We start from the raw sequence: 25,491 nt of genomic DNA, 5'->3' as shown, positions 1-25,491 counted from the left end.
TGTGACGGTTTCCTGCCGGAGTGCCCGATCAGCGCGCCAGTTTGAAGATGCTGACCACCTGCGCCAGGCGGCCGGCCTGATCCTGTAGCGATTGCGCGGCAGCGGCGGCTTGCTCCACCAGTGCCGCGTTTTGTTGAGTCGCCTCATCCATGAGCGTGATCGCCTGGCCGACTTCGTTGATGCCTGCGCTTTGCTCCTGGCTGGCCGAGCTGATTTCGCTGACGATGTCGGTCACGCGTTTGACGCTGGCGACCACTTCATTCATCGTCTCACCGGCTTGCACGACGAGCTTGCTGCCGACATCGACTTTCGACACGGAGTCGTCGATCAGGGTTTTGATTTCTTTCGCGGCGGCTGAAGAACGTTGCGCCAGACTGCGCACTTCGGATGCCACCACCGCAAAGCCTCGGCCTTGTTCGCCGGCGCGCGCGGCTTCCACTGCGGCGTTCAACGCCAGGATATTGGTCTGGAAAGCGATGCCATCGATGACGCTGATGATGTCGACGATCTTGCGCGAAGAATCGTTGATCGAGCCCATGGTATCGACCACCTGACCGACTACGGTGCCGCCTTGCACCGCGACCTCCGATGCCGATACGGCGAGTTGATTTGCCTGGCGTGCATTGTCCGCATTCTGCTTCACGGTAGAGGTCAGTTCTTCCATCGCCGAAGCAGTTTCTTCCAGCGAGCCTGCCTGCTGTTCAGTGCGTGAAGACAGGTCGAGATTGCCGCTGGCGATTTCACTCGATGCGGTGCTGATGGTATCCGTGCCGGTGCGCACCTGGCTGACGATATTGAGCAGGTTGTCATTCATCGTCTTCAATGCGGTCAGCAACTGGCCGGTTTCATCTTTGCCGCTAGAGACGATGGTGGAGCTCAGGTCGCCCGATGCCACCGTCTCGGCAATGCCGACGGCCTGAGTCAGCGGACGCGTAATGCTGACCGTCAACAGCCATGCCAACACGCCGCCCAGCACCAGTTCAACCGCACCGAGGATGATCAGCATGCTGCGGCTGGAAGAGTAATAGTTGCCGACAGCTTCCGCCGAATTGGTGATCTCCTGCCGTTGCATGTCGCGGAACTTGGCGACTGCGTCGGTGTAAGAAATATACAAGGGCGTGAATTTTTCTGCGGTCATTTTCTTGACCGCATCGAGGTCGCCGGCTTTTTTCACCTTGAAAATATCGTTGCGGGCGGCCTGGTACACATCACGGATTTTGTTGATCTCGGCTAATGCCGCAATTTCTTGCGGCGCGGTATTGATCTCTTCGATCTTTTTACGCAGCGGTGCGATACGGGCAGACTCAGCAGCGATTTGCGCCTGGAAAAATTGTTGTGCGTCAGGATCTTCCGTCTTGATCACAGCCAATGTGCGGATGCCGCTTTCGCGTATCACGGCCAGCCATTCGTTCGCATTGCGTTCGTTGGTGATCGAGTCACCCGTCATAGAGACAACCGCCGCATTGATCTGCTGCAGGCGCCAGATGCTAATGCCCAGCATGACGACCATCAGCATCAGAATGATGACAAAGCCGATGCCGAGACGTACGCCGATTTTTAGATTTTTCATGTTCGATCTCCTAACGAAACTGGTGAAACTCAATGCAAAAAATACTCAGCCAGAAAATGGCCTGGATAAGGATGGGTAAGACAACAACAAACAAGCGGTGAAATCAGAGACGGCCATGCGGCAGCCGGCGCGAAGCGAGGTAGGGCAAAGCACAACCTGTCTTGCGGGTAGCAATCGGTGCTGCGCATGCAAAGAGGAGAGGGTTTTATCAGCATCTCAATTGCTGCCTGTCGCAATGGCGGTAATCCGTGCGACGCCGTCGGCAAACAAACGCGGATGCTCGTCGGCAATTATCCTTGCCGCTCTATGGACATACGATAGGGTATTTCGCTGCTTGGCTAGCAGGTGAACAGAGAGGTTTTCCCGCAGCATTTGCTTGTTTGTGCGGGATTGCAGGCGGGCAGGCGGGAAGCCGCGAGAGTGCGCCGGGCCACATTCAGTTGGAGATTGAGCCGGGCCAGCGGCTGTGTGCTTTGAAAAGTGCGATTTCTTCTTCGATCCAGGCGCGGAAATGCTGCACCTGAGGCTTCACCGCCACATCCGGCACGGTGACAAAGTAGTACGCGCGGTCGCTCAGCAGCGCGATGTCGAACAGCCGCACCAGCTCGCCGGCGGCGATTTCCTGTGACGCAATGGCATGGCGCGTCAGCGCGACACCGGCGCCATCGGCGGCGGCGCGCAATGTCAGCGACGAATCTTCCGTCACCAGTCCACCGGCCGGATCGGGCAGGTCCAGCCCGGCCAGTGCAAACCACGGCAGCCAGGATTCCTGCAGGCCATCCATGCGCAACAGCACGCAGTCGCGCAACTGCTGCGGTGAAGAGGGCAGGCGGCCCTGGCGATAGTGCGGACTGGCAACCGGGTAATAGAACTCTTCGAGAATTTTTTCCGACTTCAGGCCCGGGTAACTGCCGAGGCCAAAGCGCAGCCCGACGTCAATGCCGTCGCGGGTCAGATCGTTGAGGTGGCTGCTGGACTGCAACACCACTTCAATCCCGGGATGGCGATCGACGAATTTCCACAGTCGCGGCGCCAGCCAGCGCGAGGCAAAGGAGGGCGGCGAAGACACCACCAGACGTTGCTGCCGGTTCTGCTCCTGCAAGGCCTCTGCTGCGCTCGCGATTTCACCGAGTGACTTGCGGATGGCCGCGGCAAAACGCTGGCCGCTGTCGGTAATGGCGATGCGCTTGCCGTTGCGAGTGAACAACAGCAATCCCAGTTCTTCCTCCAGTGCGCGGATCTGATGGCTGATCGCACCCGGCGTGACGTGGATTTCTTCCGCCGCCCGCGAAAAGCTCTCATGCCGCGCCGCTGCTTCAAAAGCGCGCAGGGCAGCGAGATTGGGTAGTTTGCGAAAATCGACCATGAAGGCGCTTATTTGTGAAAAAAATTAGCAAGAATGAGGAATATATATCGTTTTGGTTTGCCCGTGGCGCTGACTAGAATAGTTTCATCGGTCAGGCATCTTATTCGCAAAGGCCCAGTAGAAACCCACTTTCAACCGATCAGCTATCCCGCAAACAGTAATCCTAAGAGGCAGCATCATGCAAAATATTTTCACTAGAAGGCAAATCCGGCTTCAAGCGGGCGACGTGACCTCGCTGCAGGTCACGCGTCCGATCTGCCTGCAAGTCGGCAGCGGCCGCGTGTGGATAACCATCGAGGGCGCCCGCACTGATTACTGGCTTTCCGGCGGGCAAAGCCTGGATATTCCCGGTCAGGGCCTGGTGGTGATCGAATCGGTCGACACCGCCAGCAAGCTGCATGTCGGCCTGTGCCGCCGCCATTGGCTCGTGCGCCTGACCAACGTGCTTAATGCACTGGCGGGCCGTTTCAGCAGCCGCAATCGTGCTGGCGGAACCGCTGCAAAAATCCCCGAAGTCCCGGGAAGCTGCAGCCAGTAAGGCTTTTAGCGAAAACTTTCCGCATGGACAATCCATGTGGCGCGGGCGGCAATCCGGGATTTTCGTTACACTTGCCGTCATGCGAACCGCTCCACAGATTATTCACCGTGGCGTCGAGGCTTACGAAACCAGCTTCAACGCCATGCGCGCCTACACCGACAGCCGCACCGCCGATTCCCCCGACCAGCTCTGGATTGTCGAACACCCGCCGGTTTTCACCCTCGGTCTGGGTGCCGACATGGCCCACGTGCTCAATCCCCACGCCATTCCCGTGATCCAGACCGACCGCGGCGGTGAAGTCACCTATCACGGCCCCGGCCAGGTGGTGATCTACCTGCTCATGGATCTGCGCCGCAATCATCCCGGTGCACGCTTGTTCGCCCGCGAATTCGTGCAAAAGATCGAGCAGGCGGTGATCGACACGCTGGCGGCGTATAATCTCGCTGGTGAGCGCAAGCAGGGCGCGCCCGGCATCTATGTCAGTTCAGGGCCGTGGCAGGGCGCCAAGATCGCTGCGCTGGGATTGAAAATCCGCAGCAACGGTTGCACCTATCACGGCGTGTCGCTCAATGTAGCGATGGATCTGGCGCCGTTTTCCTGGATCAACCCTTGCGGCTACGAAGGCCTCGCCACCGTCGACATGCAGACGCTGGACGTCGCCGCTTCGCTGAGCGACGTGCAAACGAAGCTTGCCGACAAACTCGTTGAGCATTTTGCTTTTTCGCCATCCGCGTGAGATGGCATCAGACATCACAACTATGACTACCGACATCACTTCAGCCGACACCGCGCTGCGCAATCCCACCGACAAGCAAAAGGGCGCCGGCAAGACGGCCTGGATCCCGATCAAGATCATGCCGGCGGAAAAGCTCAAGAAGCCCGACTGGATTCGCGTCAAGGCCGGCTCGCCGACCACCCGCTTCTACGAAATCAAAGACATCCTGCGCGCCAACAATCTGGTGACGGTGTGCGAAGAAGCATCCTGCCCCAACATCGGCGAATGCTTCGGCAAAGGCACGGCGACCTTCATGATCATGGGCGACAAGTGCACCCGCCGTTGCCCCTTCTGCGACGTCGGTCACGGCCGTCCCGATCCACTTGATCCGAACGAACCGGAAAACCTGGCACGCACCATCGCCCAGCTCAAGCTCAGCTACGTCGTCATCACCAGCGTCGACCGTGACGATCTGCGCGACGGCGGCGCCGGCCATTTCGCCGCCTGCATCCAGCGCGTACGTGAGCTGTCGCCAGAGACTCGTATCGAAATCCTGACCCCGGACTTCCGTGGCCGCATGGATCGCGCGTTGGAAATCCTCAAGATGGCGCCGCCGGATGTCATGAACCACAACCTCGAAACCGCACCGCGCCTGTACAAGGAAGCGCGTCCCGGTTCCGACTACGAATACTCGCTGAACCTGTTGAAGCGCTTCAAGGATCTGCATCCGAACACCCCGACCAAGTCCGGCATCATGGTCGGCCTCGGCGAGACCGACGAAGAAGTCCTGCAAGTTATGCGCGACATGCGTGCCCATAACGTCGACATGCTCACCATCGGCCAATACCTGATGCCAAGCGGCGACCACTTGCCGGTGCGCCGCTATGTGCACCCCGACACCTTCAAGATGTACGAAGAAGAAGCCTACAAGATGGGTTTCGTGCATGCTGCAGTCGGCGCGATGGTGCGTTCGAGCTACCACGCGGATCAGCAGGCGCACGGTCTGGTTGGTTAAATCATTTTCGCCGGCAATATCGGCGTAAAAAAAACGGCCTGGTTCTTCAGTGAACCAGGCCGTTTTTATTGAGCGCCGCATTTTAAATCGTATTGCTCAGTGCGAATTTCCATCCCACATCCACGCCCACAGCCCCGGCAAATGCAGCGGTTTGGAGCGATCCGTGACGGTGCGCGCCATGACTGCGCGCTGTAATGCGGAGCTGTCATCGTAGAACGGTTTGGCGGCTACAGTCAGGCCGGTTTCCTGGGCGCTGTCGAGCAGGATCTGAAGGTATTCCTGCATGTGCCGCGAGGTGTAGCGATTGAGGTCGTGGAAAGTCACTTCCACCGGGATCACGCCATCCACCGTCGGCAGCTCACCGTCGGCGATGCGCTCGCGTACTTCCGACAACTGCCGCACGATATTCGAGCGGCGGCGCAGGCTGAAGTTATAACCCCAGATCTTGCCGTCATTCAGGCTGACGTCAGTCATCAGTACGTGGAAACCATGTTGCTGATACGCAGCGAAAGTGCGTTGATCGAAATTCCAGAATGGCGGTCGCAAAAACGCCGGTGCCGTGCCGGTAACGGAAGCAATGTCGGCGCTGCCATCGGTGAGCGATTGCTCCAGCTCCTGTGGGTTCAGATGCCGGTGATTGGTGTGTCCCGGCGTGCTGGTATGGAAACCCAGGATGTGCCCTTCATCGTGTTCGCGCTGCATGATCTTGCGACCAAGTTCGCTGCCGCCGGCGCCGTGCGCGCGGGTCTGTACAAAGAACACTGCCTTGATGCCGGGTTGGATCGGATTGTTGGCAAGATCGTCGAGAATCGATTCCGTCGGATTGAAAAAGCTGGATGCGCTGGGGCCGTCGTCAAAGGTCAGCAAGAAACGAATCGGCGCCTGTACGTGCAGGCGCTGCTCGGTCAGCGGCGTCAGCGCGATCGGCGGTGCGATGCAGCCGCTCAGAGTGAGCGCGACAGCCAGTGCTGACAATACTGACAAAGTGGCGGAAATCGGTTTCAAGATGTGGACCTGTCATTTATGCATCGATGGTGTCGACAAATCCACGGAAAAGCCGCACTGAGGCGGGGCGATTATACCTGAGGATTGTTTGCGAATTGAAGAAGCATGCGCGGCTGGAAAACCTCTGTGTCTCGCCAGCTACGCCACCGTGAGTGTCGGCGCAGGCAACGTCGGCAGAGCTCGTGGACACGATTGCAGGCCAACAATTTACGGCAGAGATTCGCGCTATCTGTGTGACCGGATCTACCAGACTATTTCATCCGTCACATCGCCAGCTTAACTCTGAACGAACGCGCTCATGGATTCTCACGAGACCGTCTTACCAGGCGGCTTTTCCTTTGTCTGAGCCGCTCGCAAGCGGATTACGCGTCGCATCATCTATACTCATCGGGTCGGCCTGCCACAGGCGCATGCCGTCGACAGCATCATTCCCTTTACTTCGCCCTAGAGAGTCAGCATGCCAGTCTCTTATCTCAGAAGCCTTGCCGGACGAAATCGCACATTGACCGGCAACCGGCATCTTGCTTTCGTGCTCTCCGCGATTGCGGGGGCGATCAATGCCGGCGGCTTTCTTGTGGTCGGGCAATTTACTTCGCACATGTCCGGCATTCTGTCGCTGATGGCAGAAGATGTGGCAATCGGAGCGATCGGATTATTGATGGCGGGTGTCGCCAGTATGTTTTTCTTCATCGCCGGCGCAGCGAGTTCGGCGGTGATGATCAATTGGGCGCGCAAGCGGCATCTGGAGGCGGAATATGCCATGCCGCTGATTGCCGAGGCAATCCTGCTGCTGTTCTTCGCTCTGCTGGGCGGCAACATCACCAGCGTCGAATGGCTGTTCGTCCCGGTGACGGTGATGCTGCTGTGCTTCATCATGGGCTTGCAGAACGCCATGATCACCAAACTCTCCCGCGCAGAAATCCGCACCACGCATGTCACCGGCATGATCACCGACATCGGTATTGAGCTTGGCAAGGCCCTCTATTGGAATAGCAATCGCCATCCCGATCAGCATGTGCATGCCGACATCGCCAAGCTGAAGAATCTGTCGATGCTGGTATCGTTGTTTTTTGCCGGCGGCGTTGCCGGCGCGCTCGGCTTTCGCCACATCGGTTTCACCTTCACGCTGCCGCTGGCGCTGGCGCTGGTATTCGTGACGCTGGTGCCGGTGCTGGATGATCTGCGAAGCACTTTGAGCAGGCGGCAATAGCATGCCGGATAGTCGGTATTTATCATGCCGATAAAAAAGGCCTGCACGGATAATCCGGCAGGCCTTTTTTAATGCGGCGATTGAAGAATGTTTTAATCCGGCGCGACACCTTTATCTGCCCGACGCGACCGCAAGCGCAAGCGTTTCACGCCAACAGCGCCGAGTGCGGCGAGTCCCGCCAGCAATACCAATAGCAGTGCGACGCTGACGGCGCGATGCGTCGCTGCCCAATGCCGCGCCTTCTTCCACGCCTGCACATAGGGGAACCGTCCCGCCGCCTTGAAATCCGGCTCCACACAGTTCTGGCCGAAGTCCGCTGAAAACGGCACGGCCGCACCTTCCTTCACATAGCGGCGGTACAGCACCGGCGCCAGCTCCGCATCGTAGAAGACGAAGCTGGTGCCCTTGCACAGCACGGCGGCGAAGGCTTGCGAGCGCGGCGGCAAGGCGTCTGCCGATTTCATGATGTAGTCGGCCGCGATGTTGCGGTAGTGATAGCGCACGTTGGGTTTGCTCTCGCTGGCGGCGTAACGCTTGCGTTCGTCATCGGTGATGAACTGTCCGGGCAAGTCGGCGGCGGCGCGCTGTTCGGGTGTTTTTGCTGCAGCGGGCTTTTTGCCGGTGTCGCCGGCTGGCTCTTGCACGACATTGCGGCCGGGGCCAAAGCCCAGCATGCCGTCCATGCCGGCGTAATCGGGCGCCTGTTCATAACCCATGATTTCCAGACCACGCTGACGTGCCAGTGTCGCGGCTTCGTACCAGGCCTTGGCGCGGTTCACGTCGAACCAGGCATGGCCGGCATCGTCGAGCGCATCGCCATAGGCCTTGGCGGTCGCGCGATAGCGCCAGCTTGCGAGCGTGCTCTTGCCGTCGCTGTAGTTCTGTTCCATCGGCACGTAGCGCATGTCCTTGTCGTCGGGGAAGTAGGGCAGCGCATCGGCCGCACGTCCTTCGCGTACCAGACGGCGCGCCAGCAAGCGGCGCAGATAGTCGGAGATCTGCTGAGGATGTGCGCTCAGCCATTCGTAATATTGCTTGTCAGGCGTCGTCGGAAAGTTCTGTGGCGCTGCCGGTACCGGCGTGGCAGGTGCGTGCGCATCGACATAGGTCTTTAGCTCATCCACCGTGAGCACGCGCTCGGCTAGGTACCACGTATCACCGCTGTAGTCGCTGTAGAGCGGATGGCTGAGACTCGCACTCCTGTCTCCGCTCTGGCTCGCCTTGGTGACGGTGTACAACTGGTCAAAGGCTTCGACATATTGGCCGCGCGACAGCGTCAGCACACTTTGCTCCGCCTTGATCAGGCCGAGTGAAGCAGGTTCAACACTGGAGTCGGTTTGCGGAAAGGCCTTCGATGCCTCCGCATAGGCCTGCGCCGCTGCAGCAACGTCGCCCTTGCGCAAGGCGAGCTTGGCACGCACCCAGCTGGCCAGCGCGCTGCGCTGTTTATCCGCCAGCGTCTGCGCCAATTCATAGTAGCCGCTGCGATAAGCCAGTGCGGCCACGCGGTCGGCGTCGGCGATGCGGGCGATACCTTGTTTCTGCAACGCCGCCACCAGCGACGGCAGCAGCGGATTGACCTTGATGCCCTTGCCGCCTCGGGCGGCATCGGCATAACCGTAGCCGCCGCCGTAGATATCGTAGTCGGCCGGCTGGCTCGCGCCATCACCGCTCACATCACCCACGCGCGCCAGTGCATAGCTGACCAGCAGGCGCTGCGAGAGCGGATCGTCGATCAGCTTCTGCGCGCGTTCCGGATCGCTCAGCGCCCATGCCGCGATACTGCGCAGTGATTGCACGCCGCTGTCGGAATTGTGGGCAGCCTGTTCGGCGTACAGATGGATGGCTTGCTTGAGGTCGGCGACGGGGACATCATCAGCACATGGCGCGGCATTGACGAAGTCGGTGTAGCCGCAGAAGGCGGTGCCGGTGGCGAGAAACATGCGCGCCTGTTCGCCATAGCTGGCTACTGCCAGCCCGTTTGGATCAAGCGCGCCGGCTGCTGCCCGCGTACGCGCTATTGCATAGGCCTTGACCGCCTTTGCACGTTCGTCGGCAGGCTTGCTGCCTGCACCAAACATGGCGCCGGCATAGCCTTGTCCGAGCATGTAAGCAGCCCATACGGCACGCTTGTCGCCATCCGCTTTAGGCAGGTCGAGCACCGCCTGGAAGCGTTTCTGTGCGCGCGTACCGGTGTCGCCTGCGGCCAGATAATCCACGGCGCCGGCTGCGTACAAGCGCACCGCCGGCGGCAGATCGCCACCTTGCGCATACGCCGCGTCGCCATCTTTGAGGGCGCGTATCGTCTTGAGCTGCGTGCGTTGCGCCGGCGTCATGAACGTCGCATCGGCGGCGTCGGCTGCGGTGAGTTTGTCGGGCGGAGCGTAGGCGTTTTCATTTTCGTTGGCTTGCAGTTTGTCGCTACTCTGCGCCAGATGCGAAGCTTCATAAGCAAAGGAGTTGGCCGGTGTCGCTTTCAGCGTGCCGGGGCGGTCGTCGAGCACCTGCAGCGGAAAATCCGGGCCGCAGGCGATCACCACGGCAGCGCCGAAAGGGAGTGCCAATGCGACGGCGATACGGAGGTGTTTGATATTCACGTTAGCGTTCCACATGGAGTTGGATGTCTGGTTGCTGGCAGCGTACCCAGCCGATGTTGCGTTGGTAGCCCGCGCGCAATAATCCCTCGCGCGTGCGCCGCAGATATTTGCCTTTGGCGTCCGCTTCGAGGGCATAGCCGTTGATGCCGTCGGCGGCATTGCATGCCGCATCGATGCGCACCACCTGCGGCAGCGCGCTGTCGGCATTGCCGGTATTGCGTAGTGTGAGGTCGTGCAGGCCGGCTTGCGCACTGGGCAGCACTTCAACCGTGAGGGACGACGACAATGGCTGGCGCGCCAGTACCGCTTGCCAGGTCGTCAGGCTCCAGTTGCGCACATCGCCTTCCGTCGGCAGGCGGAACCAGACCACGCCGATCAGTCCCGGTGACGGATCCCTGTCCAATTGCGCGAGGAAAGCACTCACCGCCGTCGGCGAGGCTGCCAGTTCTTGCGACGTCTCACCGGAAGCCAGTAACGGCCGTTCGCTTTCGACCGCGCTGATGCGCCCGTTGTCGTCCCAGCTGACACGCGTGCTGTAAGACGGCAGGGCGACGCGCCAGGGATGCGTCGTCTGCTTCGCATACGCTTTCAGCCAGGCGTGCGCGCGCTCGGTATCGAACAGGCCCTGGCGCGGATTCATCACGGCATGCACCTGCAGTACGGATTCATCCGCCACGGCCAGCAGCTTGTTCAGCACAGGACTAGTGAGCCAGGTCGGCAGCGCGGTAATCGACAGCGTTGTGTCGCGATCCAGGCTTTGCCGCAAGCCGGTGAGAAAGCCGGCATAAGCAGGTAATTGCGAGGTCGGGCAGTCGTAGTCGATTTCCACCCCGGCTACCGGGACGTTCTGTTGTCGCCAGCGCGTGAGCAGGTCGGTCACACGGTTTTGCGTGGCGGCGTCGAGACTGTCAGTCTGGCCGTCCAGCCGCACTACCATCACGACGGAATGCGTGGTCGTCCTGAGTGCCTGCCAGTCGGGGGAGGCTATTTTCCATTGGCGTTGCGCGGTCAGTTCCGCCGCCAGCACCCGCCAGCCGCCGACCAGTTGATCGCTGGCTTGCATGGCGTTGACAACGGACGGGGTCCATTGGCGCTGCCAGATATACGCCTGCTGCGGCAGAACCTCCGGCACGCGTTGGCAGGCGGCGAGCAGCACACCGCACAGTGGCAGAACAAGCAAAAGAAAAACGGAGCGCAGGCGCCGGTATCGGTAGCGATGTTGCAAGCCGAATGGTGAGCAGCGCATGTGTAGTGTGTGGGATTGCCGGTTTGAAATCGGATCTGGCGAAGCGTCATCCGCAGGGATGGTTCGCTGGCTGCCATTCTAATTTATCCGTCTGACGCTGCGCTGAGCCAGGGTGGATTTATTCGCGGATGTTGCCTCGTCAATGCAGGCAAGGGGACGACAGGAAGGGAAGATAAGCCGCGTTTTCTCGCCTGATTGATCAATCAGGCGAGAAAGCGCGACGGGTATTGCGATATGGCAGAGGCTTACACCGCGCCGCGTGTGTCCACGTACACCGCATACAGCGAATGACTGCTGGCCATGAACAGGCGGTTCTTCTTCGCCCCGCCGAACACCAGGTTCGGGCAGCGTTCGGGCAGGTGGATGTGGCCGATGGCTTTGCCTTGCGGTGTAAAGACGCGCACGCCGTCCAGCTCGGATGGATTGGCGTCAAGTGCGCCGTTGCTGCCCCAGCCGCACCACAGGTTGCCGTCGACGTCGACCTTGAAGCCGTCGATGGCGCCCGGGCCGTTGGCGTCCACCGCCAGCGTGCGCGAACCCAGTTTGGTGCCGTTGTCGGTCAGTTGGTAAGCCCAGATCACGCGGTTTGGGGTAGCGCGTGATTCGACGATGTAGATGACTTTTTCATCGGGCGAGAAGGCGAGGCCGTTGGGGCCGGCCAGCGCGTCGGTGATCAGGCTCAGCTTGCCGGTCTGGCCGTCGATGCGATAGACCGCATGCGGCAGTTCAGATGCCTGCTTGTCGCCTTCCCATTCACCGGCAATACCGAACGGCGGGTCGGTGAACCAGATCGAGCCGTCCGATTTGCAGATGATGTCGTTGGGCGAGTTGAAGCGCTTGCCATTGTAGTTATCTGCCAGCACGGTGATGCGGCCATCGTATTCGGTACGGGTGATACGGCGTGTCAGATGTTCGCAAGCGATCAGCCGGCCCTGGCGGTCGCGCGCGAGACCGTTGGTGAAGTTGGCCGGATTGCGGAACACCGACGTCGTGCCGGTGACTTCATCCCAGCGCATGATGCGGTTGTTGGGGATATCGCTGAACAAGAGGTAGCGGCCATCGCCAAACCAGACCGGACCTTCAACCCAGCGGAAACCGGTCGCCAGTTGCTCGACCGTCGAGCTGTACAGGCGGTATTTCAGGAAGCTCTTGTCCAGCACCTGCACGTTGGGATCGGGATAGCGCTGGCTGGCCTTGAAATCAAAACTCTGCGCTTTTGCACTCAGGGCAGTGGTCGCCAAGGCGAGGCCACCAAGTAATGTTGTACGACGAGTTGCGTCAAAACCGGTAATTTTCTTCTTCACTTCCTGATTCATCGTTGTCTCCATGTGGGAAAGGAATGCTGATGTTTTCGTCAGCCAGGCAGGGCCCGGCAATCCTGAAAATCAGACTTGATCCATATAGGCATAGGTTGCGACGGCAATGCCGGTGCGGCATGTCGCAAAGAGGGTGATGCTGTCTCCTGGGGTGGCAGGCCTTGGCGGTTAGCTGGCCTGTCCATACTTATATGTTGTCGTACATCATATGAGTTGTTGCTAAAATTGGCAATACGAATTTTCCGCCAAGGAATAGCGCGACGGCACAGAGGGAGGGAAGAGGCTTTGCAGAAGAGCGTTGAGTTGGAAGATCAGGCTGGGTTTTCACCCTGCCGCATCAGATCCGCCATCCAGTCCACCAGCACGCGCACGCGCCGGGACAATTGCCGCTGATGCGGGTACAGGATGGACACTGCCATCGGCGCCGGGCGCAACGCCGCCATCACCTCCACCAGACGACCGTCGGCCAATTGCTGTTGCACGTGATAACGCGGCAATTGCACCAGCCCCAGGCCGCCCTCGCAGCAACGGACATAAGCCTCGGCGTGACTCACGGCAACCTGGCCGGGCAGGCTGATGCTATGGGTTTCGCCATCAGCGAGAAAGTCGAACGGCAGGATCTTGCCGCTGACCGACGAGAAATAATTGACCGCCTGATGTTGGGAAAAACTCTCTAATGAATCCGGCACACCGTGCTTTTTCAGATACGCCGGACTAGCCACTGTAACCTGCTGCAAGCGCGCCACGCGCCGGATCACCAGGCTGGAGTCGCGCGGTTCGCCGGCGCGCAGGACGCAATCGTAGCCTTCCCGCACGAGATCGACGGCGCGGTCGCCCATGCCGATTTCCAACTCGATCTGCGGATACTGTGCGCAAAACTCCGGCAGCCGCGGCAGGATGAAATGCATCGCCAGCGACTCTTGCAAGTCGATGCGCACCTTGCCGCGTGGAGTGGAGGCGGCGGCGCTGAAAGCGGATTCAGTTTCTTCCAGGTCAGCCATCAGTTGCACGCAGCGCGCGTAATAGGCGTTGCCGTCCAGCGTCGCACTGACCTGGCGCGTGGTTCGCTGCAACAGGCGCACGCCCAGACGGGCTTCCATCTGCTTGATGGTGTGGGTCACCGTGGCGCGCGGGATGTGCAGGTCGTCGGCCGCCTTGGTGAAGCTGCCCAATTCCACGATACGGGTGAACACGCGCATTGCGTCGAAACGATCCATGACCGGGCTCTCAGATTGTTGGCAATTTTTGAATAGTGATAGCAATTTAAGCATATTTATCCAAAACCAACCAGAGTCCACAATGGCCTCACTGACTCGCTGAACAGCGGTCACAAGCAAGCAAACTCATTCACTCATTTATCCACTATCAGGAGCACATCATGGAACAAGCACAACAAGTCGCCATCGTCACCGGCGCTTCACGCGGCATCGGCGCTGAAATCGCTAAACAACTCGGCAAGGAAGGCTACGCCGTCATCGTCAACTATGCGGGCAATGCCGCCGAGGCGCAAAACGTAGTCGATGCGATCACCACAGCGAGCGGCAAAGCCATCGCCGTCCAGGCCGACGTCGCCGAGTCTGCCGCCGTCAACGCCATGTTCGACCAGGCAATCGCTGCCTTCGGCCGCGTCGATGTGCTGGTCAATAACGCCGGCATCATGCCGCCGAATCTGCCGATGCTGGCCGATACCGACGACACCACCTTCGACCGCCTGATCGCCGTCAACCTCAAGGGCAGCTTCAACACCATGCGCGCCGCCGCCACACGTTTGCAACAAGGCGGCCGCATCGTCAACTTCTCGACCAGCGTGATCGGCCTCGCGATGCCCGGCTATGCGGTGTATGCCGCCACCAAGGGCGCGATCGAAGTCATGACCAACATCTTCGCCAAGGAACTGCGCGGCAAGCAGATCACCGTCAACGCTGTCGCCCCGGGACCGACGGCCACGGCGCTGTTCCTGAACGGCAAGACGCCGGAGCTGATTGATCGCTTGTCGAAAGCGGCGCCGCTCGAACGTCTGGGCTCGCCGGATGATATTGCCAAGGCGGTGGTCTTTTTGGCGGCGCCAGGTAGCTGGATTAACGGACAAACCTTGCGCGCAAACGGTGGTTTGGTTTAAGAACGCAAACCTCAAATGTCTCCCCGATTTGAAGGAAAGATCATGAACAAATTAGTCATCCTCGTCACCGGCGCTTCCGCCGGCATCGGCAACCTCACTGCGCGTTCGCTGGCACAAGCCGGGCATGCGGTCTATGCCGGCATGCGCGACATCAACGGCCGCAACGCACCCAAGTTGCGCGCGTTGCAGGACTGGAGTTTTTCGCGCGGTCTCGACGTGCGTGCCATCGAACTGGACGTGTTGTCGCAGGCATCCGCCGATAGCGCCGCCGCAAAAATCATCAGCGAGCAAGGGCGCATTGATGTCGTCGTGCATAACGCCGGTCATCTGGTCGTCGGCCCCACGGAAGCCTTCACGCCGGAAGAAATGATCAAGGTCTTCGATACCAACGTCCTCGGCGCCCAACGCGTCAACCGCGCCGCTTTGCCCCACATGCGTGAGCGTCAATCGGGTTTGCTGCTGTGGGTCAGCAGCACGACGGTACGCGGCGGGTTTCCGCCGTTCATGGGGCCGTATGCCGCCGCCAAGGCGGCGATGGATTCGCTCGCCGTCACGCAGTCGTATGAGCTGGCACGCTTCGGTATCGAGACCTCGATCATGGTGCCGGGCGCGTTCACGCATGGTACCGATCACTTTCCCAATGCCGGCAAACCTGCAGATCAGAAGACCGCCGATGCCTATGCGCGTTATGCAGGATTGATGAATCAGGTCGGTGCAAGACTGTCGGCCTTGTCGCCTGCCGATGCGGATCCACAGGCTGTCGCCGATGAAATGACGCGCATCGTCAATTTACCCGCCGGTCAGCGTCCGTTCCGCGCCGTGGTGGACTTCATCGATGATGGCGCGGGTGCGGTGACCGATGTCGCCGAGCGTGTGCGGGAAGAATTTGCACAACGCATCGGCATCGACGATTTACTGCATCCTGCAGCGATTGTCTGACTCGTTGTTTGAATCTTCGGTTGATCTATTCGTGAAGTTCGGCATACCGCTGATGGGCGCAGCGAGTTCGGTGATGAGGTGGCGGGGTCCGTGAGCGGTATAGCATCATTCCCAGCGGGAATAAGTCTTAGTCGGTCAGCCCGTCTTCTGCGCGGAGAGGCAAAAGCCAATAATGGCCTCACGCACAGAGCCTCTGTGCCTCACCAACAAGGATAGGCATCATGACAACGACATTCAACGTTCCAACCCGCAGCGAAGTCTCCCCGGCGAATCAGGCCATTTTCGACAACCTGCAAAAGATGCTCGGCTTCGTCCCTAATCTGTATGCCGGTTTCGCGCACTCCGAACATGCACTGGGCAACTACCTGGCACTGCAAAGCGGCAAGAGTTCGCTGAGCGGTAAAGAACGCGAAGTCATCAACCTGGTCGTCAGCCAGTACAACAACTGCCTGTACTGCCTCTCCGCACACACCGTCGTCGGCAAGATGCAGGGTTTCACGGATGAGCAGATCATTGCCATTCGCAAAGGCGATGCGGCGTTCGATGCCAAACTGAATGCCCTGACCAAGCTGACACTGAGCATCGCCGCCAACAAAGGCCACGCAGATGCTGCGCTGCTTGACGCGTTCTATGCCGCCGGTTACAACAAGGGCAGCCTGGTCGATGTGCTGATGGTGATCGGAGACAAGACCATCAGCAATTATCTGCACGCTGCGACCGATATCCCAGTGGATTTCCCGATCGCACCTGTCTTGTCAGCTTAATTGGCAATCTGAGAAAGCGCGCGTTGATCTCGGTATCGATATCAGCGCGCCGGCAGACACCGGCCGCGATCAAGCCTGCAACACCCGTAACGGCAAGCATCGCCGCCATGTGCACGATGACTGCCGCCAGTGCCAGCAACAGCGAGCCGGAGGCGGTGATCTCCCGCGCCGGGGAATTGCTCAGGCACAGAGGGACGAGCGCCGGCACCAGCATCAGACCGGCGCCGTGCAGCGTCGACATCATGCAAGACCAGAACGCCAATCCCGCATGCGTGGCCGGTGTCCGGCTTTGCATATCCTTGCGTCCGGACAGACGATGTGCGGAGACCAGGATCAGCATCGCCAGCAATACGCCTGCCGCGATTTTCCAGGTGACGCCATCCATCCCGACCCCAAACGCCACCGCACCAGCTACCAGCGCCACCGACGCGGCATGTCCGGCGGCAATCGGCAGCAGTGCGCGCAGCGTCTGCATCCGATTGCGTGATCGCCATCCCCATGCTGCAGCAAACATCCAGCCCGTGCAGGGATTCAATCCATGCAGGGCACCCGCGCCTGCGACTGCCAGCCATGGCCAGAGTGTCGACATGACATGCTCGGGCGGTCAGGTGCGCGCATGGCAGCATGCGCCGCCTGGTGCAGCTGGTTTAGCCGCAGTCGCCGCCGCCGGGTAGCGGTCGTGATGGCGTACCCACGCCATCCGGTGAGACGCATCGCCTTCATCACGGCCCTTGGGCATGAGATCGATCATGCTGTAGGCGCCGATCATGACCTCCACGCCGCGGCCGAAGGTGGAATAAGTGTGGAATACAGCGCCGCTGTCATCCTTGTAAAACACGCTGATGCCCGGCGCCTCGCCGGCCGGAAAGAAGCGCGTGCCGTAGTTGTAATAGACCTCGCCCTTGGCTTGTTCTTCCGGTGTGAAGCTGACCGCAAAGTCGAAGTTGAAATCGCTGTCATGCGACGATGCCCACGGAAACTGCCAGCCCATGCGTTGGCGAAAGCGTTCGATCTCGGCCAGTGGCGCGCGTGAAACGGCGACCGGCGTGATGTCGCGCTGTTTCAGATGCACGTTCATGCCGTCGGCGTGGTCCGCCATGAAAGAGCAGCTCGGGCAGCCCTGTTCCCAGCCCGGGCCGAACATGAAGTGTTGCACCAGCAACTGGCTGCGGCCGTCAAACAGTTCGGCAAGTGTGCGCTTGCCTGCTGGTGTGTCGAAGATGTAATCCTTGGTGACCCGTTCCCACGGCAATGCGCGGCGCTCACGGGCGATCTCATCGCGCAGGCGTGTCAGTTCTTTTTCGCGTGCCAGCAGTGCCTTGCGCGCACTCAGCCATTGTTCGGCAGAGACGATGGGATGGTTTTGGATAACTGCTTTGTCGACGATGGTGTTCATGATGTTCTCCCGGGCTCGAAGAGCCGTTAAGGTTGTCAGCTAAATGAAAAAAGAGATTGCAAGTGACGTGCACGATCCTGCCGCGCGGCGGATGAGATCGTTGTTGATGGATGAAATGAAAAGGGCGTCAGCAGAACATGTCTGCGCCCGGATGGCATGCGCTCAGGAGCCGCTAGCCTTCGGCCGACGCACGGCGCGCACTTTGCCGCTCAGACCGCCGCCGCAGTAGAACAGATCTGCGCCGTCCGATTCCAGTCCGCTGATGCCGGTGCCGGGCGGCATTTCCAGCCTTTCCAGCACGGTGCCGGTATCGGGATCGATGCGGCGCAGTTCGCTTTCTTCGGCTTCCCACGTGCCGTGCCACAGTTCGCCGTCAACCCAGGTCACGCCGGTGACGAAACGGTTGGAATCGATGGTGCGGATGATGGCGCCGGTGGCGGGATTGATGCGATGGATCTTGCGATCACGATGCTGGCCCACCCACAGGCTGCCTTCGGCCCAGGTCAGCCCCGAGTCGTTGCCGTGCCCGGGCGCCGGGATCGAGGCGAGCACTTCACCGGTGGCAGGATCGATCTTGTCGATACGTTGTTCGGCGATCTGGTAGAGATAGGTGCCGTCGAAGGCGGTGCCGGCATCGCAGGGATGCGTGAGTGTGCGCGTGGGTTCTCCGCTGGCGGGATCGAAGGCAATCAGGGCGGCACCGGTGGCGGCCCAGACTTGCTTGCCGTCGTGGGTTACGCCGGCCACGCGGTCGGTGCCGGGGAAGGGGCCGTATTCGCGCACAATGTCGGCAGGTTGGGTTGCTACTTCAGCTTGGCGGTTCTTCCGGGTCATCATCGGCTCCTTCAGGTTCTTGTCTGTCGTGGTATGCGGTGGTGTGCGCCGTTCATCAGCGCTGCAAAACAACGTAGGACAAACTTTATTCCATTGGCAGCGTAGCGGGGAGTAACAAGATTGTCGTGAATCCTGCCGTGGTTCCAACCAAGGGCGGCGACAACCAGCGTTGCGTGCGCGCCCGTCCGATCGAGCGCACCCGGCCTTCGACTTCCAGCTCAGCCAGTGCGCGTTGCACTGTGCGCTGGCTGGCATCAAGCGCCAGCGCCAGCGCCGATGTCGACCATGCCGCGCCATCGGACAGCAGCGCCACCAGCGATGCCTGTTCGCCATCAATCGGCGGCAGCAATACCGTCGCGGCACGGCCATCGAGCGGCTTGAGAATGAAGCCACATGGCGTTGCCTCGATCTTCGCCAGCGTCGCGACAAGCGCGCGCAGACGGCCGATCTCGACGCGCAGGCGCGCCCGGTGCGATTCATCGGGATCATGGGTGCGGAAGGCGCAGGCGATCAAGGCCTCACGCCCGATTTCTTCCGGCCACGCTTCCGCCAGCGCACGCGCCAGCGAGAATAGTATCGGCCGCCGCGCCAGCGATTGCCAGGCCGCACCAACGCCCATGCCGATACTGACTCCGGCACCGATGCCGCGACGGCAGGCGTCGACGACCAAGGTATGGGAAGCAGGGGCCAGCAGCGCGGCAACTTCGTCCAGACGCAAGGCTTGCTCGCCATCCGCGCAGAGCCGCCGGGCCGCGGGACGGTCCAGTGTGGCTTGCATATCGGCGACTTCCGCCAGCAGCGCAGGCACGCGTGCCTGGCGAGCGGCTTCCTGTGCGCGGGCAAGTGCTTGCCGTGCCCGGCCTACATGTAAGGAACGCAAGGCCAGCTCCGCGATCGTCAGTTCAGCGACGGCAGCCAGCGATGCTGACAGCCCGCGCGTATCGAGTTGCGCCAGCGCGGTTTCAGCTGCCTCCAGACGGCCCAGCAGCAACAGCCGGCGTGCCGCGATCAATCGCGCTTGCAAAGCATTGGCGCGGTCGGCATGGGCTTCCAGTGTTGCCAGCGCCGCCGTCAAGGCACGCGGCGAACCGCCGATGTCGCGCTCGGCAAGGGCGACTTCGGCTTCGGCGACGACGCAGCGGGCGCGCGCCAGTTCTTCATGTGCACCGAAGCCCCGCGCAGCGCAGCGCAACAACTCGCGTGCACGCAACAGCTCGCCTAGCTGGGCCATGGCGATGCCGCGCAAGGCCAGCGCAGGCGGGTCGTCGCGCAGGGCGACGTGTTTGAGGGCGCCAAGCGCATCGCCGGCGGCGAGCGCACGCGCAGAGGCGGCGATCAGGGAATCCATGGCGAGAGAATACACCGCGGCGTTACGCGCGCGGAGGCTTCCCCAATCCTATGGGTGCTGCATGCACCATGCACCATGCAGCATGTTTCACTGCTTGCCGAGAAAATGCGCATCCAGACGAGCGCCGGATGCTGCTCCGGCAAAACCATCGAAGCGGCCTTCTGCCAGCGTTTGCGCGGCAAGCATGAAACCTCCCCATGCTGACCGCGCCAACGCGCCCCCGACACTGACGCGGCGAACGCCCATATCGGCAATCTCTTTCAGCGTAAAAGGCGACACACTTCCGATCAGCACATTGACCGGCTTTGGCGACACGGCCGCGACCACCGCTTCTATTTGCTCACGCGTGTGAATACCGGGTGCATAAAGACAGTCGGCTCCCGCATCGGCATAAGCCTTCAGGCGCGCCAAGGTATCGTTCAGATCAGGCAGGCCAACAATAAAATTCTCGGCGCGACCAACCAGCAAGGTATCTCCACCGTTTTCATCAATAGCACGTCGTGCCGCAGCGATCCTGCTGACGGCGACATCAATCGACATCAGGGGCGCCGCAGGATCGCCGGTCGAATCCTCGATGGACAGGCCGGCAACCCCGGTGGCAATTGCCAACGTCACACTGTGCGCGACTTCATCCGGCGTTGATCCAAAACCGTTTTCAAAATCCGCATTCACCGGCAAATCGGTCGCCGCGACGATCTGCGCCAGATGCGCGAGGATATCGTCGCGCACTACATGGTTGTCCGCACGGCCGGTCGACCAGGCAAATCCGGAACTGGTTGTCGCCAGGGCCTTAAACCCAAGACTCGCCAGATAGTGTGCGCTTCCCGTATCCCAGGGATTGGGCAGGATGAAACATCCCGACGTGTGCAGGGCGCGGAAAGTGGCTCGCCGTTCGGCGATGGTTGATGGCATGGCAAGCTCCTGTCAGACAAGAAATGAACAAGAATCAAAAAATGAAACGACGACTTTTCATCCGGGAGCCGGAGCGGCATGCTCATGCGCCCTTATTTCTCTGCGCCCCAGATACGCCGTCCGGAGTGATCAAGCTCCGTGAGATAGAGGCGCAGATCGAATTCATATTGATGATAGTTCGGCTCCATATAAGAGCAAAGCTTGTAGAAAGGCTTGTCGTGCTCTTTCTCTTTACTATGTGCCAGCTCGTGGACGGCGATCATGCGCAGAAATTCAATCGGCACTTCTTTGAATAGTGTGGCGACGCGAATTTCATGTTTGGCTTTTAACTTCCCACCTTGAATACGCGAAATCGACGTATGCAAACCGAGCGCGTGATTGATCACGTGAATCTTGCTGTCGTATTCCACCTTGTTGATCGGTTCTGCGTTGCGCAAGAACTCGGTCTTCAGGTCCTGAACGTACTGATACAGCGCCTTGTCGGTACGCAGCCCATGCGCCTTCGGATAGCGTTTGAGCAGCACTTCGCCCAGGCGATTTTGCGCGAGAAGTTGCGACACTTGTTCGCGGGTTTGTTCTGAATAAGCGCTCAGGTACTTCAGCGATGACATGAAGACGGGGAATGCATCAGTAAGGGATGATCAGGGAGGCAGCTGCGCTCAGGATGGCGCGAAATATACCACAGCAGAAGTCGCCGTCAGACAGACAGGACCAGTCTGATAGCGGTTCTGCCATGCGTGTTTGTTGAGCGCACTTTGCAAAGCTCAGTGTTCATCCAACGCGTCCAGCGCGTCCGCAAACTTGCGCATGAGACGTACCAGGTCATCCATCTCGGTTTGCTCCCAGGATGCAAAAATTTTTCTGCCCATGCGCTCGCGTGCGGCATCGACCAGATCGGTCATTCCCTTGCCCTTGGCGGTGATCGACGCCATGCGGATCCGGCGATCGGCAGCGCTGCTTTCTCTGCGCACCAATCCCAGTTCTTCAAGCTTCGAGACCTGGCGGCTGACCGTGGTGTAGTCCCGTCCGACGCGATCTGCGATCTCGACCACGCCGATGGGGCCGAGCTTTTCTATCCCGACGAGCAGAGGAAACAGCGCCCGATCCAGAGGAATACCTGCCTCCCTGATCATCGCCTCATCGCGCTGAGGCCGGTTCATCGCACTGGCGATGCTGATCAACGATCCATGCAGAACCTTGAGTTGCGACGATATATGTGCATCTTGCACATTTTTATCTATTGACATACACTCTCCTAAATTATGTGCATATTACACTTATGAGGCCGATAATGCTGATGAACAATGAAACTGATGTATTGATCTGTGGAGCAGGTCCGACGGGCCTGACGCTGGCACTTGTCCTGGCGCAACGAGGTATCCCTTTCCGGATCATCGAAAAAATGGAGGCTCCCTTTCATGGCTCGCGAGGAAAAGGCTTGCAGCCTCGCACTCTGGAGATCTTTGAAGATTTGGGCATCCTTGAAGAGATCATGGCGGCAGGCGGCCCCTATCCGCCGCAGCGCGAGTACCAGGAAGACGGCAGCTGGCGCGATTCTCCGACAGCCGAGCAAAGACCGCCGACGCCTTCAGAACCCTATCTGATGCCTTGGATGGTGCCGCAGTTTCTGACCGAAGCGGCGATGCGGACCAGGCTTGGCGAACTCGGGCATCAGGTGGAATTCGGTGTCGAACTGATTGGACTTGAACAAGAAGAGCAGAGCGTCAACGCGCGAATCACCGGCAAATCCAGCGAGCAACTGCTGCGCGCACGCTATGTCGTTGCAGCGGATGGCGGGCGCAGCTTCGTGCGCAATCTGCTGGAGATCGACTTCCCCGGCAAGACGCTGGGGGCGAGAGCGATGGTCGCGGATGTGTCTTTGCAAGGTCTGAGCCGGGACGTCTGGCATCGCTTCAGTGGCGGGGCGCAAGAGCGGCAAATCGGTTTGTGCCCGCTGGCCGGGACCGATCTGTTCCAGGTGCAGGCAGCGCTGGCAGGAGACGAAGAGCCCGATCTCTCTGCCGATGGTTTGACAAGAATGGTGCAGGAACGTACCGGCCGTACGGACATCACGGTGGCCGCCGTCCGCTGGGCCTCGGCCTTCCAGATGCATGCACGACTGGCGCAACGATATCGTGCCGGCCGCATCCTGCTGGCCGGGGACGCGGCGCATGTTCACCCGCCGACTGGAGGGCAGGGCCTCAATACAAGCGTTCAGGATGCCTACAATCTCGCGTGGAAACTGGCTGCCGTGCTTAAGGGGGCAGAGGACACACTCCTCGATACCTACGAAGAAGAGCGGCGTCCGATCGCCGAATCCATGCTGGGTTTGTCGACCAGATTGCTGGAAGAAGCCAAGCGTGGAGAAATGCGTCGCGGACGGGAAGTGCAGCAACTCGACCTGGGTTATCCGTGGTCAACGCTGGCATTGGAAGCACCTGCGCGCCAGCACGGGGCGCGAGCAGTAGCAGGAGCGCGCGCACCGGACGCTCCTGTCGCAACGACCTCCGGGACGCGGCTACGTCTCTTCGAGCTATTGCGTGGCACACATTGGACGCTGATCGGATTCCATACACCGGCCATTCACCTCTCGGAGGCTAAGGATCTGCAAGTGCATCTCTTCGGGCCCGGAGGAAATCTGGTGGATTGTGACGGCCATTTCCACGATGCATATGGGCTTGAGCAAGGTGAGTGGATGCTGGTGCGACCTGATGGTTATATCGGCGCGATTGTGTCATCGGACAATCTGGAGGCACTAAGGAATTACCTCTTTCGCGTAGGCGGGTGATGTCCGGGAAGCAGGGTACCGGGATGTTCGCAAAAAACAACTGAGCCTGTGGGTACGTTGGCGTGAATGGCTTTACCGATTATAATGAGAACCATTCTCATTATTTTCTGTCGTCATGACCGACGCCGTACGTCCCCATTTCCAAGACATGGCTGGCCTCTACACCGGCCATCATCGCTGGCTGCTGGGCTGGCTGCGTCGCCGCACCGATAATCCGGAACTCGCGGCCGACCTGGCCCAGGATACCTTTGTACGGATCATGATGTCGCGCCGCGACTTCTATCTGGAAGAAGCGCGCACTCTCCTGGCGACCATTGCCCGCGGACTGATGATCGATCATTTCCGCCGGTGTGCGTTGGAAGCGGCCTTCCTCGATATGCTGGCGCAATTGCCGCCCGAGCACATCCCTTCGCCTGAAGCGCGGATGATGGTACTGGAAACGCTCAACGAAATCGATGCCATGTTGGCCGCTTTGCCGGCCAAGGTGCGCAGCGCCTTTTTGCTGTCTCAGCTGGATGGCCTTGGCTATGCCGAAATTGCCAATCGTCTGGAAGTCTCTCTGAGTTCAGTGCAGCAATACATGAAGCGCGCTTTCCTCGCTTGTTATCGCGTCCAGTATGGCGAATGATTCCCTCGCCGAGGGCGACGACGTCGTGATGGCTGCCATCGACTGGATGGTGAAGTTGCAATCCGGCGCGGCCACCGAACAAGAACGCGAAGCCTGCCGCCGCTGGCGTGCTGAAGAAGCACGCCACGAGCAGGCCTGGCAGCGGCTGCAATCGCTCAGTGACCGCATTGCGACGTTGCCTCGCGCGCTGGCCCACGGCAGCATCGGTGCAGGCGATACCCGGCACCGGCATAACCGCCGCTTCGCCCTGAAGACTTTGTGTGTAGCCATGGGCGTCGGCGTGCTGGTCGCCGGTGGCAGTGATGTCGTCCCGTGGTCGGCGTTGATGGCCGAATACTCCACCGAAGCCGGCGAGCATCGGCGCGTGGTGCTGGCCGACGGCACCGCGGTGGAACTCAATACAGCCACCGCCATCGATACGGCCTTTGACGAACAACGCCGCGTAGTGCGCTTGCACCGAGGCGAAGTGCTGATTAGCACGGCGAAGGAAAACGATCGCGGATATCGCCCCTTCGTGGTTCATACCCGCTTGGGCCAGGCGCGCGCGCTTGGTACGCGTTTCCAGGTGCGCGACAGCGAGGCCGGCATGCGGATCGCAGTGTTCGAAGGTGCGGTGGAATTCCAGCCCGCCGGTATATCCAGCGGCCACCGAGCCGTTCGCATCGACGCCGGACATCAAGGCTTGTTCAACGGACAGGGACTGATCGGTGACTTGTCGCCGGCCAATGAAGATGCCGTGGCCTGGACCGATGGCTTCATCGTGGCCGACCGCATGCCGCTGGGCGAACTGGTAGCTGAACTGGATCGCAACATGCCGGGCAAGCTGCGCTGCGATCCGGCCATCGCCAACTTGCCGATCTCGGGCGTATTTCCCCTCGACCAGCCTGCACGCATCCTGGCCGCAATCGGGCGGACTTTGCCGGTGCAAATCGACACCTTCACTGCTTACTGGATCACGTTGCGTCCACGGGACAAGACTTAAGCACGAGACTTAAAGGCGGAGAAGGTCAGAGCAAGGCCGGAAATAAGTAACTCGAAAATTTTTTCAATTTCTTCTGCAGGTTTTAGCGGCTCGTTCGGTTTACCTGGTAGCACCCTTGCCAATTACTTTAAAACCGTATGAATACCCTGACCCGTTCCCGCTTTTCAGCCCGCCTCTCATCCAGTTTTCCATCTCGCCCGACC

24 protein-coding genes are annotated in these 25,491 nt (G+C 60.0%); 10 read left to right on the top strand and 14 right to left on the bottom strand.

Annotated features, from left to right (window positions below; genetic code table 11):
• Positions 1–28: 28 nt before the first annotated feature.
• Entirely contained in the window at positions 29–1,570 is a 1,542-nt protein-coding gene (locus hmeg3_RS24095; RefSeq protein WP_094565969.1) for a methyl-accepting chemotaxis protein, read from the bottom strand.
• A gap of 436 nt (positions 1,571–2,006) precedes the next feature.
• Positions 2,007–2,936, bottom strand: coding sequence for a transcriptional regulator GcvA (gcvA, locus tag hmeg3_RS24090; RefSeq protein WP_094565968.1), 930 nt, complete (start codon positions 2,934–2,936; stop codon positions 2,007–2,009).
• 178 nt (positions 2,937–3,114) lie between these two features.
• Between gcvA and hmeg3_RS24085 the strand changes: the two genes are divergently transcribed.
• The 3 genes from hmeg3_RS24085 to lipA all read left to right on the top strand — a co-directional run bounded on the left by hmeg3_RS24085 (position 3,115) and on the right by lipA (position 5,204).
• Complete coding sequence (locus tag hmeg3_RS24085; protein ID WP_094565967.1) at positions 3,115–3,474, top strand: DUF2917 domain-containing protein; 360 nt, start codon at positions 3,115–3,117, stop codon at positions 3,472–3,474.
• 79 nt (positions 3,475–3,553) lie between these two features.
• Complete coding sequence (gene lipB / locus hmeg3_RS24080; RefSeq protein WP_094565966.1) at positions 3,554–4,210, top strand: lipoyl(octanoyl) transferase LipB; 657 nt, start codon at positions 3,554–3,556, stop codon at positions 4,208–4,210.
• Between the two features lie 22 nt (positions 4,211–4,232).
• Positions 4,233–5,204, top strand: coding sequence for a lipoyl synthase (lipA, locus tag hmeg3_RS24075; protein ID WP_094565965.1), 972 nt, complete (start codon positions 4,233–4,235; stop codon positions 5,202–5,204).
• Between the two features lie 96 nt (positions 5,205–5,300).
• On the opposite strand, the gene hmeg3_RS24070 is transcribed toward lipA, so the two are convergent.
• Positions 5,301–6,209 carry a polysaccharide deacetylase family protein gene (locus hmeg3_RS24070; protein ID WP_198361749.1) on the bottom strand — a complete coding sequence of 303 codons (909 nt, stop codon included), beginning with the start codon at positions 6,207–6,209 and terminating at the stop codon, positions 5,301–5,303.
• Positions 6,210–6,666: 457 nt separating this feature from the next.
• On the opposite strand from hmeg3_RS24070, the gene hmeg3_RS24065 reads away from it, so the two are divergent.
• Entirely contained in the window at positions 6,667–7,419 is a 753-nt protein-coding gene (locus tag hmeg3_RS24065; protein ID WP_094565964.1) for a YoaK family protein, read from the top strand.
• Between the two features lie 92 nt (positions 7,420–7,511).
• On the opposite strand, the gene hmeg3_RS24060 is transcribed toward hmeg3_RS24065, so the two are convergent.
• The 4 genes from hmeg3_RS24060 to hmeg3_RS24045 all read right to left on the bottom strand — a co-directional run bounded on the left by hmeg3_RS24060 (position 7,512) and on the right by hmeg3_RS24045 (position 13,795).
• Complete coding sequence (locus hmeg3_RS24060; RefSeq protein ID WP_232511795.1) at positions 7,512–10,016, bottom strand: hypothetical protein; 2,505 nt, start codon at positions 10,014–10,016, stop codon at positions 7,512–7,514.
• A 1-nt stretch (position 10,017) separates the two neighbouring features.
• On the bottom strand, positions 10,018–11,196 hold the full coding sequence (locus hmeg3_RS24055; RefSeq protein WP_232511794.1) for a DUF3142 domain-containing protein: 1,179 nt from the start codon (positions 11,194–11,196) through the stop codon (positions 10,018–10,020).
• Between the two features lie 311 nt (positions 11,197–11,507).
• Positions 11,508–12,578: an SMP-30/gluconolactonase/LRE family protein gene (locus hmeg3_RS24050; protein WP_094565961.1), complete on the bottom strand. Its 1,071-nt coding sequence runs from the start codon at positions 12,576–12,578 to the stop codon at positions 11,508–11,510.
• Positions 12,579–12,889: 311 nt separating this feature from the next.
• Positions 12,890–13,795, bottom strand: a complete 906-nt coding sequence (locus hmeg3_RS24045; RefSeq protein WP_094565960.1) for a LysR family transcriptional regulator — start codon at positions 13,793–13,795, stop codon at positions 12,890–12,892.
• 161 nt (positions 13,796–13,956) lie between these two features.
• On the opposite strand from hmeg3_RS24045, the gene hmeg3_RS24040 reads away from it, so the two are divergent.
• From hmeg3_RS24040 to hmeg3_RS24030, 3 genes are all read left to right on the top strand, one after another.
• Positions 13,957–14,697, top strand: a complete 741-nt coding sequence (locus tag hmeg3_RS24040) for an SDR family oxidoreductase (protein WP_094565959.1) — start codon at positions 13,957–13,959, stop codon at positions 14,695–14,697.
• 42 nt (positions 14,698–14,739) lie between these two features.
• The gene (locus hmeg3_RS24035) at positions 14,740–15,636 is read left to right on the top strand and encodes an SDR family oxidoreductase (RefSeq protein WP_094565958.1); all 897 of its coding nucleotides are present in this window, start codon (positions 14,740–14,742) and stop codon (positions 15,634–15,636) included.
• A 221-nt stretch (positions 15,637–15,857) separates the two neighbouring features.
• Complete coding sequence (locus hmeg3_RS24030; protein WP_094565957.1) at positions 15,858–16,400, top strand: carboxymuconolactone decarboxylase family protein; 543 nt, start codon at positions 15,858–15,860, stop codon at positions 16,398–16,400.
• Here the strand turns inward: hmeg3_RS24030 and hmeg3_RS24025 are convergent.
• The 7 genes from hmeg3_RS24025 to hmeg3_RS23995 all read right to left on the bottom strand — a co-directional run bounded on the left by hmeg3_RS24025 (position 16,330) and on the right by hmeg3_RS23995 (position 22,137).
• Positions 16,330–16,989 carry a hypothetical protein gene (locus hmeg3_RS24025; protein WP_232511793.1) on the bottom strand — a complete coding sequence of 220 codons (660 nt, stop codon included), beginning with the start codon at positions 16,987–16,989 and terminating at the stop codon, positions 16,330–16,332. The two genes, hmeg3_RS24030 and hmeg3_RS24025, sit on opposite strands and share 71 nt — an antisense overlap.
• A gap of 15 nt (positions 16,990–17,004) precedes the next feature.
• Positions 17,005–17,796, bottom strand: coding sequence for a thioredoxin family protein (locus tag hmeg3_RS24020; protein WP_094565956.1), 792 nt, complete (start codon positions 17,794–17,796; stop codon positions 17,005–17,007).
• Between the two features lie 162 nt (positions 17,797–17,958).
• Positions 17,959–18,630 (bottom strand): PQQ-binding-like beta-propeller repeat protein, encoded by a 672-nt coding sequence (locus hmeg3_RS24015; RefSeq protein ID WP_094565955.1) that lies wholly within the window; start codon positions 18,628–18,630, stop codon positions 17,959–17,961.
• A gap of 85 nt (positions 18,631–18,715) precedes the next feature.
• Positions 18,716–19,978: a helix-turn-helix domain-containing protein gene (locus hmeg3_RS24010; RefSeq protein ID WP_094565954.1), complete on the bottom strand. Its 1,263-nt coding sequence runs from the start codon at positions 19,976–19,978 to the stop codon at positions 18,716–18,718.
• 87 nt (positions 19,979–20,065) lie between these two features.
• Positions 20,066–20,890: an oxaloacetate decarboxylase gene (locus hmeg3_RS24005; protein WP_094565953.1), complete on the bottom strand. Its 825-nt coding sequence runs from the start codon at positions 20,888–20,890 to the stop codon at positions 20,066–20,068.
• 92 nt (positions 20,891–20,982) lie between these two features.
• Positions 20,983–21,501 carry a YgjP-like metallopeptidase domain-containing protein gene (locus hmeg3_RS24000; protein ID WP_094565952.1) on the bottom strand — a complete coding sequence of 173 codons (519 nt, stop codon included), beginning with the start codon at positions 21,499–21,501 and terminating at the stop codon, positions 20,983–20,985.
• Between the two features lie 153 nt (positions 21,502–21,654).
• Positions 21,655–22,137, bottom strand: coding sequence for a MarR family winged helix-turn-helix transcriptional regulator (locus tag hmeg3_RS23995; RefSeq protein WP_094565951.1), 483 nt, complete (start codon positions 22,135–22,137; stop codon positions 21,655–21,657).
• Between the two features lie 32 nt (positions 22,138–22,169).
• On the opposite strand from hmeg3_RS23995, the gene hmeg3_RS23990 reads away from it, so the two are divergent.
• The 3 genes from hmeg3_RS23990 (at position 22,170) to hmeg3_RS23980 (ending at position 25,288) form a co-directional block, all read left to right on the top strand.
• On the top strand, positions 22,170–23,678 hold the full coding sequence (locus hmeg3_RS23990) for an FAD-dependent oxidoreductase (RefSeq protein WP_232511792.1): 1,509 nt from the start codon (positions 22,170–22,172) through the stop codon (positions 23,676–23,678).
• Positions 23,679–23,793: 115 nt separating this feature from the next.
• Entirely contained in the window at positions 23,794–24,306 is a 513-nt protein-coding gene (locus hmeg3_RS23985; RefSeq protein WP_198361747.1) for a sigma-70 family RNA polymerase sigma factor, read from the top strand.
• Positions 24,296–25,288, top strand: a complete 993-nt coding sequence (locus hmeg3_RS23980) for a FecR domain-containing protein (protein WP_198361746.1) — start codon at positions 24,296–24,298, stop codon at positions 25,286–25,288. The genes hmeg3_RS23985 and hmeg3_RS23980 overlap by 11 nt, the downstream gene beginning before the upstream one ends.
• Positions 25,289–25,491: the final 203 nt, after the last annotated feature.

Source organism: Herbaspirillum sp. meg3 (assembly GCF_002257565.1).
In the GTDB taxonomy this organism is placed as follows: Bacteria; Pseudomonadota; Gammaproteobacteria; order Burkholderiales; family Burkholderiaceae_D; genus Herbaspirillum.
The sequence above is the reverse complement of the archived record's forward strand: the minus strand, read 5'-3'. Positions and strand labels throughout refer to the sequence as shown.